A 13,702-nucleotide genomic window follows, 5' to 3' on the forward strand; every position below is an offset into this window, starting at 1 on the left:
ATATTGACCCATATTATTTCGAAAAAGTAATTTTAATTCTACTCAAAAAAATGGGTTATGGAGATTTTATTGAAACTTCAAAATCACAAGATGGAGGAATTGATGGAATTATAAATGAAGATAAGCTTGGACTAGACAAAATTTATATTCAAGCCAAAAGATTCAATGAAAATAAAGTCAGAGAAAAAGATATACGCAATTTTATTGGAGCTATGAGTGGTGACACAAACAAAGGGGTTTTTGTTACTACTTCTTTATTTGATATTGGAGCTATTGAAAAAGCAAAAAATGCACATCATAAAATCATTTTAATTGACGGTAAAAAATTAGTTGACTTAATGCACGAATTCAATGTTGGCGTTCAAATTAAATCTGTTTACGAAGTAAAACAATTAGATGAAGATTTCTTCTTTGAACAATAAAACTAGACTTCACTTGATGTGAAAAATAAAAAAATCCGAATTTACTTCGGATTTTTTTATCATTCTCAAATTTTCAAATTAACTTATTAATTCTTTCACTTCATCAAAATTCAACCCGCCATAATTCCCAGAACTCATTAACAACAAGGCTGAATTATCTAAATTTTGGTTGAATAAAAAGTTTTTAAATTCGGTTGGATTGGTGTAAATTATTAAATCTTCTCTTTGGAACGATTGAGCAATTTGATCATAAGTTACTTCTTCCAAACGTTTAATTTTTACTGCATCGGGTGAATAAAAAACAACAGCTACATCGGCTGCATTTAATGCCCCTTGATATTCTTTTAAGAACTCGGCATTTAAACTACTATAGGTATGCAATTCTAAACAAGCAATCAATTTTCTATCTGGATATTGTGCTTTCACCGCTTTTGTAGTAGCTGAAACTTTACTTGGAGAATGCGCAAAATCTTTATAAGCAACTTTATTACTAGATTCAGCGATTTTTTCTAATCGTTTGCTTGCTCCTTTAAAACTAGCAATAGCTTCATAAAATTCGGCTTCATCAACGCCCATACACTGACACACCCATTTAGCTCCTGCTAAATTACTTAGGTTATGTGCACCAAACACTTCAATTGGCATAGGTCCATCTGGAGTGTCTAACAAAGTAGTTCCTTGAGCAACTTCATAAGAAGGCGTTTGATATGCAATTTTACGAATCGGATTTTCGCTTCTTTCAGCGACCAGTTTCACATTAGCATCTTCTTCGTTGTAAATTAAAATACCTCCATTAGTAATTTTATTGACAAAAATATCGAATTGTTCTACATAGTTATCGAAGGTTGGAAATACATTAATGTGATCCCAAGCTATACCTGAAATTAGAGCAATATTGGGTTGGTACAAATGGAATTTTGGTCGTAAATCTATTGGAGAAGTTAAATACTCATCTCCTTCTAACACAATAAAATCATTTGTTTCAGTTAAATGCACCATAGTATCGAAACCTTCTAACTGAGCTCCCACCATATAATCCACTTCAATATTATGATAATGCATTACGTGCAAAATCATAGAAGTTATAGTTGTTTTACCATGTGAACCACCAATTACAACACGAGTCTTGTTTTTAGATTGCTCATATAAAAATTCAGGATAAGAATAAATTTTCAATCCTAATTCTTGAGCTTTTAACAATTCTGGATTATCTGCTTTTGCATGCATACCTAAAATTACAGCTTCAATATCTGAAGTGATTTTTTCTGGAAACCAACCTTCAACTTCAGGTAATAATCCATATTTTTCTAATCGAGATTTAGAAGGCTCAAAAATAGCATCATCACTACCCGTTACTTGATACCCTTTATGATGTAAAACTAAGGCCAAATTGTGCATAGCCGCACCGCCAATTGCAATAAAATGTGTTCTCATTTTGTCCTCAAAAGTTTACTTTAATGTAAACTATTTATTAAAATTATTCTTAAGTTCTTCCGCTTTGGGTTTATCTTTTAACTTATTTAAATATAAATCGTATAATTTCTCAAAAGTCGTTTTTGATTCTCCAACTCTATGAGCTGCTATATAAAGTGTTTCTGCCTTTTTATATCTTTTGAAATACACTTCAATATAACCGTGGGCTAAATAGCCATCTACTCTTGAAATCAATAAGAGTTCATCTGCATATTTTTTTGCTTTTGTTTCACTTCCGCCAATAATTGCTGGTAATTCTAAATACAACATCACTAAAGCCCATCGCGTATTAATGTGTTTTTTATCCAACTTAGCGGCTGTTAAAAAAGCCTGCTCAATATCATCAATCATTCCTAAGGCTTTCATTTTATTCACACTTTTAGCTTTCATTCCTAGAGCACCACCATACTTATATTGATAATCTGCATTAGTTGGGATTTTAGTCTTTAATTTTGAATAATACGAAACTGCTTCGTCCCATTTCTTTTGTTGTCCAGCGATATCACCTAGATATTCTATCGCCTTTAAATCGTTTGGATTTGATTTTAGATACACTTCAAACAATGACTTTGCTTCATTCAACTTTTTTGCATCAAAATAACTTACAGCTACATCAAAACTAGACTGACCTACTGATATTAGGGAAAATAATAATGCAAAAATTAAAAAACGCATAATTCAAATTTGAATCCAAAAGTAAGGAATTAAAAACTAAACAAAAAACCCTCTAAGAAAAATGCCTAGAGGGTTTTGAAGTTTTTTTGACTTATAAGTTATTTCACAATTGTCATTTCGTCAACAATATGTTTAGCACCTGAGAAATTTTCAATTACCCATAACACATAACGAATGTCTACATTAATTGTTCTTTGTAATTTTTTATCAAAGATTACATCACCAGCCATAGCTTCAATATTACCATCAAAAGCTAAACCGATTAATTCTCCTTTGCCATTTAAAACCGGAGATCCTGAATTTCCTCCTGTAATATCGTTATCTGTTAAGAAACAAACGTGTAAAGAACCATCTTTATCAGCATAACGACCAAATTCTTTTTTGGCATTCATTTCTAAAACTTTGGTAGGCAAATCAAATTCTAAATCTCCTTTTTTGTATTTCTTAACTTGACCTGCTAATGTTGTATAGTTATTAACTGTAGCATCATTTCTTTTATCGGCAGGCAAAGCTCTAACTTTTCCATATGTTAAACGTAACGTAGAGTTAGCATCTGGATATTTAATTTCTCCAATTTTAGACTCACGTAACCCTTGAACTAATTTTCTGAATGCTGCTCCAAAATCATTTTGAGCTTTTGCAATAACATCAGATTTTGAATTAAAGTGTGTCAACAAATCATTAGATAAAACATTTAATGGATCATTTGCTAACATCGTTTCACTTGGCAAGTCTAAGAATGCTTTGATTCTATCTTTTGAAGTGAAAATACTTAAATCAAATAAGGCATTAACATATTTAGTAAAATCGCCATTATTCTCTTTTGCTAATTTATCAACTGAAGGCGCAATAGCATATCCTGTTGATTTTGAAGCATATAATTTTAATTGAGCCGCTAAGATATCTTTTTCAGCAGGGATATGTAACTCTTTGTACATTTCGTCAACCATTTCTAATATACCTGGTGCCATTTGTGCTCTTTTCGTTGCGTCTGCTTTAGCATATGCTTCTAATTGTCTTCCTAATGAACGGCTAATTGTTCCAAAAGCTGAAGTTCTAAATAATTGTTGTAAATAATTATCATGACGTGACTTTTCATTAGTCAACTTATAATAGTTATTAATTGTTGCTACAACATTACCATATTTTTCTTTGTTCTCTGGTTTATTTGCCCATTTATCAAATTTTGCCTCTTGAGCTGCTTTAGCTTTTGCTGTTTGGAATTTAGTTAACGCATCAATCATACCTTGACGATTTTTCCAATAGTTAGCTACTCCAGCAAATTTAGAAGCATAAATTAAATTCAACGCATCAGATTGAACCATGTATTTTTTCATTTGATCCATACCTGTTTTAGAACCTTCTACCCAAGCTGGATAAGCAAATTTCACATTTTGTTCAATTCCACCAGCTGGCATCCAACGATTCGTTCTACCTGGGTAACCTAAAATCATAGCAAAATCGTTTTCTTTTACTCCACCTAAGTTAACTGGTAAATGATGTTTGGGTTGTAATGGTACATTGTTTGGAGAATACTCAGCTGGATTACCATTTGCATCTGCATAAATTCTAAACATAGAGAAATCGGCAGTATGACGTGGCCATTCCCAGTTGTCAGTATCACCACCGAATTTACCTAAACTTTCAGGAGGTGTTCCTACTAAACGAACATCTTTATAATCTTGGTAAACAAAATAGTAAAACTCATTACCTTGGAAAAATGAACGAACTGAAACCGTGTATTTTCCACCTTCATTATTTTCCTTCTCAATTTTTGCAATTTCAGCATTGATTGCTTTTTCTCTTTCAGCTTCAGTCATTTTATCATTAACCACCGCTAAAATTCTTTTTGTACAATCATCCATTCTAACGAAAAAACGAACAAATAAGCTTGAAGGTTTTAATTCCTCAGCTCTAGTTTTTGCCCAAAATCCATTCTTTAAATGGTTTTTTTCTGCTGTTGATAATTCAGCAATTGCGTCATATCCACAGTGATGGTTAGTTAAAACTAATCCATCTTTTGAAATTAATTCTGCTGTACATCCACCGTTAAACTGAACGATAGCATCTTTTAAACTATGATGATTGATGCTGTAAATTTCTTCAGCTGTTAACTGAAGTCCCATTTTTTGCATATCTCTGTGGTTCAATCTTTCGATGAACATTAAGAACCACATCCCCTCATCTGCTTTTACAGTTGCAGGTAGCAACGTGATGGCAGCGATTAAGGATACAATAAATTTTTTCATAATATAACTAGTAATTTTGTTTTAATGATGCGAATATAATTCAAAAAATACGATTTCTTCAAAAAACAAGGTCGGAATTACACTTGAAAAATAATTTTTAACGTTTGATTATTCATTTAACAAAAAAAAGCACCTAAAAAAAGGTGCTTCTAATTTTTATTGATTTAACATTTTCCACAATTTATCTTTCAACTGCTGTAAATTTTGTTGAGAAATCGATGAAATCATCATGTACTCCATTCCTTTAAAATCTTGATCCAATTGCGCTTTCATTTCTGCTTGTAATTCGTCATCTAACATATCGCATTTTGAAATCACAATTAATCGATCTTTATCTAACATCTCAGGATTATACCTTCTCAGCTCGTCAATTAAAATATCGTATTCTTTTTTAATATCTTCTGTATCTGCAGGAATCAAGAACAATAATGTTGAATTTCTTTCAATATGACGCAAAAAATAATGCCCTAACCCTTTACCTTCTGCTGCACCTTCAATAATTCCGGGAATATCAGCTATAACAAAAGATTGAAAATCGCGATACGCTACAATGCCTAAATTTGGTTTTAAAGTCGTAAAAGGATAGTCGGCAATTTTTGGTTTTGCTGATGTTAGTACCGATAATAAAGTTGATTTGCCCGCATTAGGGAATCCAACCAAACCAACATCGGCCAACACTTTTAGTTCCAATATAATATCTACTTCTTCTCCAGATAAACCAGGTTGAGCATATCGAGGAGTTTGATTGGTTGCACTTCTAAAATGCCAGTTTCCTAATCCCCCTTTTCCGCCTTTAGCAAGTATTTTTGTTTCATCGTGTTCGGTAATTTCGAACAAAACCTCACCTGTTTCCTTATCTTTTACTACTGTACCTAGTGGCACTTCGATAAATTTATCTTCACCATCGGCACCTGTACTACGGCTACTTCCACCATCACCCCCATGACCAGCTTTGACATGACGCAAAAATTTCAAGTGAAATAACGTCCAAAGATTTTTATTTCCTTTTAAAATTACGTGACCTCCACGACCACCGTCACCACCATCTGGACCTCCTTTTTCAATAAATTTTTCTCTATGCAAGTGAGATGAACCTTTACCTCCTTTACCCGAAGCGGCATATATTTTTACGTAATCTACGAAATTACCTTCAGTCATTCTTTTATAAATTATGTGTTTGTTTAAGCATGATTATTACAAATCACTTAAATCCAAACTTAATTATTATTTTTATTTAGTCGGCAAAGATACAATTTTTTAAGCTATGTATAAAACAAAGAACAGCTTAGAATGGAAAACCACTTAAGCTGTTCTAGTATTTAGTATTTTATTTCTTATTCTTTAATAGCTGAAACTAAAACTTTATCAATTTTAACACCATCCATGTCTATAACTTCGAATTCTAATTTATTCCAAATAAGTTTTTCACCTTGTTTTGGAATATCGCCTAATTCGGTTAAGATTAAACCACTTACAGTTGTTACTTCATAATCATTTAGCAAATCATCCAAATCAAAATACGTTAAGAAATCATGCAATGAATAATGTCCATCAACCAACCAAGTTCCATCTTCACGTGCTACCAACTGAAATTCTTCTTCATAAAAATCAGCTGCATCACCCACCAAAGCTTCCAAGATATCATTTAAGGTAATAATTCCTTGGAACATCCCGTGTTCATCTGTAACTAAAGCATAATGCACCTTAGATTTTTTGAAGTTTTCTAAGGCTTTGTAAGCTGATGTATTTTCAATGAAATAAACGGGATCTTGCTTGATATCTATCAATTTAAAATCACCATTCTCAATATTTGCGAATAAATCCTTCAAAAGCACTACACCAATCACTTCATCTAAATTTTCGTTACAAACTGGATATACAGAATGTAACTCACCTAGTACCTTTGCTTTAATCTCCTCAAATGTATCATCTGTTGAAAGATAAACTACACTTTTACGATGAGTCATGAGTGAATTCACCTTACGATCACCTATGTGAAAGACACGCTCTACTATGTCTTGTTCAATTTCCTGAACCTCACCTACTTCAGTACCTTCTTTGATGATGGCTTTTATTTCTTCTTCGGTTACTTTACCATCAGCTGTTGGTTTGATTTTCAAAAGATCCAAAATCAAATCTGTAGAAGTAGTCAATAGCCAAACGAAAGGAGCTGTTACTGTTGAAACAATTTTCATAGGCACTGCAACAGCTTTCGCTATTCCTTCAGGATAGTTTAAGCCAATGCGTTTAGGCAATAACTCACCTAAAACTAATGAAAAAAACGTTAAAGTAACTACAACCACACCTACAGCAATTGAATGTGCATAAGGAAGTGTCATTTCATACCCTTCAAAAAATAACTTTACATCTTCTGTAACTTTATCTCCTGAGTAAATACCCGTTAAAATTCCAATCAACGTAATACCAATTTGTACCGTTGATAAAAACTTATTAGGTGAATTGGCTAAATCTAAAGCCGTTTTTGCACTCGTATTGCCTTTTTTGGCAGCGGTTTCTAACCTGTTCTTTCTTGCCGATATGAGTGCGATTTCTGACATGGAAAACAATCCATTTAACAGTATCAGCAAGAAGATTATGACTATTTCCAATCTTTAAAAAATTAATTTTGTACGCAAGATAATTATAATTTATCAATTATTAAACTTAATCTCGCAGTAATTTCCTCGATGGCACCAATACCATCTACTGCATGATATTTATCTTGCGCTTGATAAAAAGCTATTAGAGGCGCGGTTTTTTCGTTATATTCTTGGTATCTATTTCTGATTTTTTCTTCATCTTGATCATCTGGACGTCCAGATGTTTTTCCTCTTTCTAATAATCGTTGAACTAAAATCTCATCATCCGCTTCTAATGCAACTGTAGCAGTAATTGATTGTCCTTTAGACTCCAAAAAAGCATCTAATGCTTGTGCTTGTGCAATTGTTCTAGGAAAACCATCAAATAAAAAACCAGCTGAATTTGGATTTTTCTCCACTTCACTTTGCAACATTTGTATAGTCACTGAATCGGGTACCAAATCCCCTTTGTCCATGAATGTTTTTGCTAATTGACCTAATTCGGTTTCATTTTTGATATTATATCTAAAAATATCTCCTGTTGACAAATGAGTTAAATTGTATTTTTCTTTTAAAAATTCTGCTTGAGTACCTTTTCCTGCTCCTGGTTTCCCAAATAAAACGATGTTAATCATTGTGTTTATTTATAAAGTATAATGTTAAATGTTGTTTTTATTCTGAAAGTTGGTAAATATCTTTTAAGTTTCGACCTAAGCCATCATAATCTAAGCCAAATCCAACTATAAATTTATTAGGAATTCTGATTCCTACGTAATCAATTTTAATATCTTTTGAATAAGCTTCTGGTTTAAAAAACAAAGTAGCAATTTTACAATGTTTAACTTTTAGTGCTTTAAACAAATTTTTTAATTCTTCTACGGTATTTCCTGTATCTACAATATCCTCTAAAACAACAACCGTTCTTCCCTCTAAATTTTGGTTAATACCAATCAACTGTTTCACTTCGTTAGTTGTAGCGGTACCCTCATATGAAGCCATCTTAACAAAGCTTACTTCACAAGGCGAATTATAGTTCTTTATTACATCAGAAACCACCATGAAAGCCCCATTTAACACCCCTACAAAAACTGGAACATCATCGCAATGATCATCTTCTATTTGCTTTGTCATATTTGCGATTGCAAACTGAATTTCATCATGTGTAATGAAAACTTCAAACTTTTTGTCGTGTAATTGTATCATGTTGTTTAGAAAAATAAGTGACAAATTTACAAAGTATTAAGGATTAAGTAGTCAAAATTGTATTTTTTTTGCAAATTAGATATATTTACTTTTTTAATTAAAGTTTTAGTAGTGAAAAAAGAACAAACACCTTTTTATTTACAACTTGAAAAGAGTACGGCTCACAGGAATCAAAGAGAAGCTAACTGCAATCTTGCTTTGCAAAACGAAGCTATTTTAAATGAACTTTTCATTATTAGTTTTACGGTTTCAGACCAAAATCACTTTAAAGCTTGTTGGGCATTAGAACTGGTTTTAGAAAAAAATATAAATTTAATAATTCCTCATTTAGCTATCTTTTGCACTACATTAGCTCAATACAAGCATGGTTCAGCTTTACGTTCTATTGCTAAAATTTGCCAATTCATTGTTGATTCAAAAACTATAGTCTTAACGGAGCAACAAGAAAATTTAATCCTTGAATCGTGCTTAGATTGGTTAATTAGAGATGAAAAAGTAGCCACTAAAGCTTATGCCATGCGTGCTTTGTATCAACTAGGACACAAATATCATTGGGTTCATGAAGAATTAAAAATAATTTTACCGCAAGACTTCAGCAAACACTCCCCAGCCTACAAAGCTTGCGTAAAAGACATATTGAAAAGACTTCAATAACTTTTTAAAATTATTATCTTTGCATCACATTATTAATGTTAGAATTTAATCTATTCTAAAACAACAACACAACAACATGAATTATTTTTCTTCTGACTTCAAATTGGGTATTTTAGGAGGTGGACAACTAGGCAAAATGCTTCTTAATGACACTCGAAAATTTGATATTCAAACTCTAGTATTAGACCCTAGTGAAGAAGCTCCTTCGAAAGTGGGATGCAGCGCTTTTTACAAAGGTGATTTAAATGACTATGACACCGTTTATCAATTCGGGAAAAAGTGCAATGTACTCACCATCGAAATTGAACATGTAAATTTAGACGCCTTAGAACAACTAGAAACAGAAGGCCTTTTGGTTTATCCCTCACCTAAAACGCTTAGGCTAATTAAAAACAAAGGTCGACAAAAAGATTTTTACTTGGAAAACAACATTCCTACATCAAAATATCAGCGCTTTATGGGGGTCAAGGATGTACAAAAGGCATTAGATAAAGACGAATTAAATTTTCCATTTGTGTGGAAATCTACTGAAGGCGGATATGATGGAAATGGTGTAAAAATTATACGTTCCTCAATGGACTTACTTCATTTACCAGAAGTAGAATGTATTGCTGAAGCCTTGGTTCCTTTTAAAAATGAATTAGCCGTTATTGTAGCTAGAAATGCAAAAGGAGAAATCAAAACTTATCCTGTAGTTGAAATGGAATTTCACCCCGAAGCCAATCAGGTGGAGTATGTTATTTGTCCTGCTCGAATAGATAAAAAAATAGCTGAAAAAGCGAGAACCATAGCCTTAGAAGTGTCCAAAGCTTTTAATCATGTTGGATTATTAGCTGTTGAAATGTTTTTAACGGAAACAGATGAAATTTTAGTAAACGAAGTTGCGCCCAGACCTCATAACTCAGGTCATTATAGCATTGAGGCCAGTTATACGTCTCAATTTGAAAACCACATTAGAGCCATTTTAAATTTACCTTTAGGAAACACGGATAGTAAAGTAGCTGGAATTATGGTTAACTTAGTGGGTGAAGAAGGGCATACAGGACAAGTAGTTTATGAGAACATTGAAAAAATTATGGCCATTGATGGCGTAACTCCGCATATTTATGGCAAAAGAGAAACTAGACCGTTCCGAAAAATGGGTCATGTAACCATAGTAAACGAAAATATGACTGAAGCCAGAAGAATTGCCGAAGAAGTGAAGAATACAATTCGGGTAATTACATAATGATCTATTTGAGAATGTGTCCATGTGAAAAACAAATAAACGATTAAAACAACAAAAATGAGTAAAGTAGCCATAGTAATGGGAAGTATTTCGGATATGCCGATAATGCAACAAGCTATTGATATAGTTAAAGGATTTGATATTGAAGTGGAGGTTGATATTGTTTCAGCCCATAGAACACCAGAAAAATTAGTAGATTTTAGTACAAATGCACATAAAAGAGGTATTACTGTAATCATTGCAGGTGCTGGTGGTGCCGCACATTTACCTGGAATGGTAGCGGCAATGAGTCCACTTCCTGTTATTGGTGTTCCAGTAAAGTCGAGTAATTCTATTGACGGGTGGGATTCTGTTTTGTCTATTCTTCAAATGCCAGGAGGTGTACCTGTTGCTACTGTAGCTCTAAATGGCGGGAAAAACGCAGGTATATTAGCTGCTCAAATTATAGGCAGCCATAACAATGACGTTTTAAATAAAATTGTAGCTTACAAAGAAAGTTTAAAAGAAGCGGTATTGAAAGCATCTAAAAACTTAGAATACTAAATAAAAAACCCCGAAATACATCGGGGCAAAAATCTATTCACAATTAAGTGACAACTATAAAAAAAATTCTTTTTCGGGGCAAAAAGGATGAAAAACTTATGTAAAAACAAGTTTTAAACATTCATTTCATCGACAAATATACACACTTTACCGATAAAAACAAATACTTATGGATATTTTTTTAAAAAAATTTGAGACTAAATATAACACTGCTCCTTTTTGTAAAATAAAACTTTCGGATTATAAGCCTGCATTTGAGCAAACTATTCAAATAGCCAGAAAAGAAATTGATCGTATTGTCTCAAACCAAGAACACCCTTCTTTTACAAATACCATTGAAGCTCTAGATTTTGCGGGTGAAGCATTGGATCGTTTATCAAGCCTTTTTTTTAATTTAAACGCTGCGGAAACTTCTGATGAAATGCAAAAAATAGCTCAGGAAGTTACGCCGCTTTTAACTACATTTCAAAATGATATTGCACTAAATGAAGCTTTATTTGAACGTGTAAAAGCTGTATATGACCAAAAAGAGCAGCTACACTTAACCACTGAGCAAGCCACTTTATTAGACAAAAAATACAAGGGCTTTGCCAGAAATGGTGCTTTATTAGCGGCGGAGCAAAAAAATAAATTAAGAGCCATTGATACTGAGTTAGCGCAATTGAGCCTTACTTTTGGTGAAAATGTATTAGCTGAAACCAATAATTACCAATTGCATATTACCCACGAAGCAGATTTAAAAGGGTTACCTGAAGGCGCAAAAGAGATGGCCGCTAATTTGGCTCAATCCAAAAACCTAGAGGGCTGGTTGTTTACATTAGACTTTCCTAGTTATATTCCTTTTGTGACTTATGTTGAAAACAGAGAGTTAAGAAAAGAAATAAGCATTGCATATGGTAAAAAAGCTTTTCAAAACAATGCTTACAACAACGAAGCCATTGTGAAAAAAATTGTAGCTCTTCGACACGAACGTGCTCATTTACTAGGCTATGAAACACATGCTCATTTTGTTTTAGAGGAACGTATGGCTCAAAATCCAAATCAGGTTTTGACTTTTTTGAACGATTTATTAACTAAAGCAAAACCCGCTGCCGAACGCGAATTTACTCAACTTACCAATTTTGCAAAATCGTTAGATGGCATTGAACAACTAGAAAAATGGGACGGGGCTTACTATTCTGAAAAATTAAAACAAGAACTATATCAACTAGACGACGAAGCGTTGAAACCCTATTTCAAATTAGAAAATGTACTACAAGGTGCTTTCACGGTTGCACATCAATTATTTGGTTTAACATTTAATGAAATTCAAGACATTGACAAATACCACCCGGATGTTCAAACCTATGAAGTGTTGAATGAACATCGTGAGTTAGTAGCTGTTTTCTATGCTGATTTTTTTCCAAGAAAAGGGAAAAGAAATGGCGCTTGGATGACTTCTTTTAAACCTCAATATATAAAAGACAATATCAATGAAAGGCCTCATGTTTCTATTGTGTGTAACTTTACCCCTCCTACTCCAACTAAGCCTTCGTTGTTAACTTTTAATGAGGTAACTACTTTGTTTCATGAATTTGGACACGCTTTGCACGGCATGTTAGCAAACACAACTTATCCAAGTTTATCAGGCACTTCGGTGTATTGGGATTTTGTAGAATTACCAAGTCAAATCATGGAAAATTGGTGTTATGAACCAGAAGCGCTAGCCTTGTTTGCTAAACACTATGAAACAAACGAAATTATTCCGCAACAATTAGTAGATAAAATTAAAGAAAGTGCTAGTTTCCTAGAAGGAATGGCTACATTAAGACAACTGAGTTTTGGAATTTTAGACATGGAGTATCACGGAAAAAACCAAGCTATTGAAAATGTAAAAGCATTTGAATTAGAAGCTATGAAAGTTGCCAGTCTTTACCCTGATGTTGCAGAAAATTGCATGAGTGTTTCTTTTTCACACATTTTCCAAGGAGGTTATTCTTCAGGTTATTACAGCTATAAGTGGGCCGAGGTATTAGATGCTGATGCGTTTGCTTATTTTCAAGAAAAAGGCATTTTTAACCAAGAAGTAGCTGTTTCTTTTAAAAACAACATTCTCTCACAAGGCGGAACAGATCACCCAATGACTTTGTATAAAAAGTTTAGAGGACAAGCCCCTCAACCAGAAGCATTGTTAAAAAGAGCGGGACTATTATAAAGAAAAAAACAATTAAAGCGGTTAATAGCCGCTTTTTTTATTTTTGTTTTGTTTTTATTTGCAACAACAAATCGCGCTCAATACTACACTTTTTTAACGCTTCTTTTAACTCAGCAATTTCTTTATTCTTTCTTTCAAAAATATCATTTGTAGTCGTAAAATCTTCTGGAAGTTGCTGGGCAATATCCATAAAAAAATTATGCTTCAAATGCATACTAACTTCGAGCAACCTACTGGTTTGAATACTCTCCTTTTTTAAGTACTTATTGATTTGCACGGCATTGATTTGCATTGCTCGGGCTAAAGCCGCTTTTCTTATTCTACGCGCCGCAAAAACAGTAGTTAACAATTGACCTACATTTATATTCATATCGAGCTATTTTATTTACTTTTTGCTTTTTTTAATTACCCATTTATTAATTAAAACAACCTATTTATCCATTTAAATAAGTACAAAACATTATTAAATTACCTTATAATAT

13 protein-coding genes are annotated in these 13,702 nt (G+C 32.9%); 5 read left to right on the plus strand and 8 right to left on the minus strand.

From position 1 onward, the window contains the following. Positions 1-422 (plus strand): restriction endonuclease (locus tag QZ824_RS08045; protein WP_291275503.1); only part of this gene is annotated, 422 nt, incomplete at its 5' end. 78 nt (positions 423-500) lie between these two features. Here the strand turns inward: QZ824_RS08045 and QZ824_RS08050 are convergent. From QZ824_RS08050 to QZ824_RS08080, 7 genes are all read right to left on the minus strand, one after another. Beyond that, on the minus strand, positions 501-1,856 hold the full coding sequence (locus QZ824_RS08050; RefSeq protein WP_291275504.1) for a Mur ligase family protein: 1,356 nt from the start codon (positions 1,854-1,856) through the stop codon (positions 501-503). A gap of 30 nt (positions 1,857-1,886) precedes the next feature. Beyond that, the gene (locus tag QZ824_RS08055) at positions 1,887-2,570 is read right to left on the minus strand and encodes a tetratricopeptide repeat protein (protein WP_291275505.1); all 684 of its coding nucleotides are present in this window, start codon (positions 2,568-2,570) and stop codon (positions 1,887-1,889) included. A 98-nt stretch (positions 2,571-2,668) separates the two neighbouring features. After that, the gene (locus tag QZ824_RS08060; RefSeq protein ID WP_291275506.1) at positions 2,669-4,819 is read right to left on the minus strand and encodes a S46 family peptidase; all 2,151 of its coding nucleotides are present in this window, start codon (positions 4,817-4,819) and stop codon (positions 2,669-2,671) included. A gap of 156 nt (positions 4,820-4,975) precedes the next feature. Beyond that, positions 4,976-5,977: a GTPase ObgE gene (gene obgE / locus QZ824_RS08065; RefSeq protein ID WP_291275507.1), complete on the minus strand. Its 1,002-nt coding sequence runs from the start codon at positions 5,975-5,977 to the stop codon at positions 4,976-4,978. A gap of 176 nt (positions 5,978-6,153) precedes the next feature. Next, on the minus strand, positions 6,154-7,428 hold the full coding sequence (locus QZ824_RS08070; RefSeq protein WP_291275508.1) for a hemolysin family protein: 1,275 nt from the start codon (positions 7,426-7,428) through the stop codon (positions 6,154-6,156). A gap of 32 nt (positions 7,429-7,460) precedes the next feature. Beyond that, positions 7,461-8,033: an adenylate kinase gene (locus QZ824_RS08075; RefSeq protein ID WP_291275509.1), complete on the minus strand. Its 573-nt coding sequence runs from the start codon at positions 8,031-8,033 to the stop codon at positions 7,461-7,463. Between the two features lie 37 nt (positions 8,034-8,070). After that, complete coding sequence (locus QZ824_RS08080) at positions 8,071-8,601, minus strand: phosphoribosyltransferase family protein (protein ID WP_291275510.1); 531 nt, start codon at positions 8,599-8,601, stop codon at positions 8,071-8,073. Between the two features lie 111 nt (positions 8,602-8,712). On the opposite strand from QZ824_RS08080, the gene QZ824_RS08085 reads away from it, so the two are divergent. The 4 genes from QZ824_RS08085 to QZ824_RS08100 all read left to right on the plus strand — a co-directional run bounded on the left by QZ824_RS08085 (position 8,713) and on the right by QZ824_RS08100 (position 13,220). Continuing rightward, entirely contained in the window at positions 8,713-9,255 is a 543-nt protein-coding gene (locus tag QZ824_RS08085; protein WP_291275511.1) for a hypothetical protein, read from the plus strand. Between the two features lie 76 nt (positions 9,256-9,331). Next, entirely contained in the window at positions 9,332-10,483 is a 1,152-nt protein-coding gene (locus QZ824_RS08090) for a 5-(carboxyamino)imidazole ribonucleotide synthase (protein WP_291275512.1), read from the plus strand. 57 nt (positions 10,484-10,540) lie between these two features. Next, on the plus strand, positions 10,541-11,026 hold the full coding sequence (purE, locus tag QZ824_RS08095; RefSeq protein WP_291275513.1) for a 5-(carboxyamino)imidazole ribonucleotide mutase: 486 nt from the start codon (positions 10,541-10,543) through the stop codon (positions 11,024-11,026). A 169-nt stretch (positions 11,027-11,195) separates the two neighbouring features. Beyond that, the gene (locus QZ824_RS08100; RefSeq protein ID WP_291275514.1) at positions 11,196-13,220 is read left to right on the plus strand and encodes a M3 family metallopeptidase; all 2,025 of its coding nucleotides are present in this window, start codon (positions 11,196-11,198) and stop codon (positions 13,218-13,220) included. A gap of 37 nt (positions 13,221-13,257) precedes the next feature. Here the strand turns inward: QZ824_RS08100 and QZ824_RS08105 are convergent, their stop codons facing one another. Further along, on the minus strand, positions 13,258-13,590 hold the full coding sequence (locus QZ824_RS08105) for a hypothetical protein (protein ID WP_291275515.1): 333 nt from the start codon (positions 13,588-13,590) through the stop codon (positions 13,258-13,260). Positions 13,591-13,702 lie beyond the last annotated feature (112 nt).

The sequence above is a fragment of the Flavobacterium sp. genome, assembly GCF_021151785.1.
GTDB lineage: Bacteria > Bacteroidota > Bacteroidia > Flavobacteriales > Flavobacteriaceae > Flavobacterium.

Coding starts and splice junctions, on each gene's coding strand:
- QZ824_RS08050 (WP_291275504.1), bottom strand. CDS start 1,856: ATGAGAACACATTTTATTGCAATTGGCGGTGCGGCTATGCACAATTTG.
- QZ824_RS08055 (WP_291275505.1), bottom strand. CDS start 2,570: ATGCGTTTTTTAATTTTTGCATTATTATTTTCCCTAATATCAGTAGGT.
- QZ824_RS08060 (WP_291275506.1), bottom strand. CDS start 4,819: ATGAAAAAATTTATTGTATCCTTAATCGCTGCCATCACGTTGCTACCT.
- obgE (WP_291275507.1), bottom strand. CDS start 5,977: ATGACTGAAGGTAATTTCGTAGATTACGTAAAAATATATGCCGCTTCG.
- QZ824_RS08075 (WP_291275509.1), bottom strand. CDS start 8,033: ATGATTAACATCGTTTTATTTGGGAAACCAGGAGCAGGAAAAGGTACT.
- QZ824_RS08080 (WP_291275510.1), bottom strand. CDS start 8,601: ATGATACAATTACACGACAAAAAGTTTGAAGTTTTCATTACACATGAT.
- QZ824_RS08090 (WP_291275512.1), top strand. CDS start 9,332: ATGAATTATTTTTCTTCTGACTTCAAATTGGGTATTTTAGGAGGTGGA.
- purE (WP_291275513.1), top strand. CDS start 10,541: ATGAGTAAAGTAGCCATAGTAATGGGAAGTATTTCGGATATGCCGATA.
- QZ824_RS08100 (WP_291275514.1), top strand. CDS start 11,196: ATGGATATTTTTTTAAAAAAATTTGAGACTAAATATAACACTGCTCCT.
- QZ824_RS08105 (WP_291275515.1), bottom strand. CDS start 13,590: ATGAATATAAATGTAGGTCAATTGTTAACTACTGTTTTTGCGGCGCGT.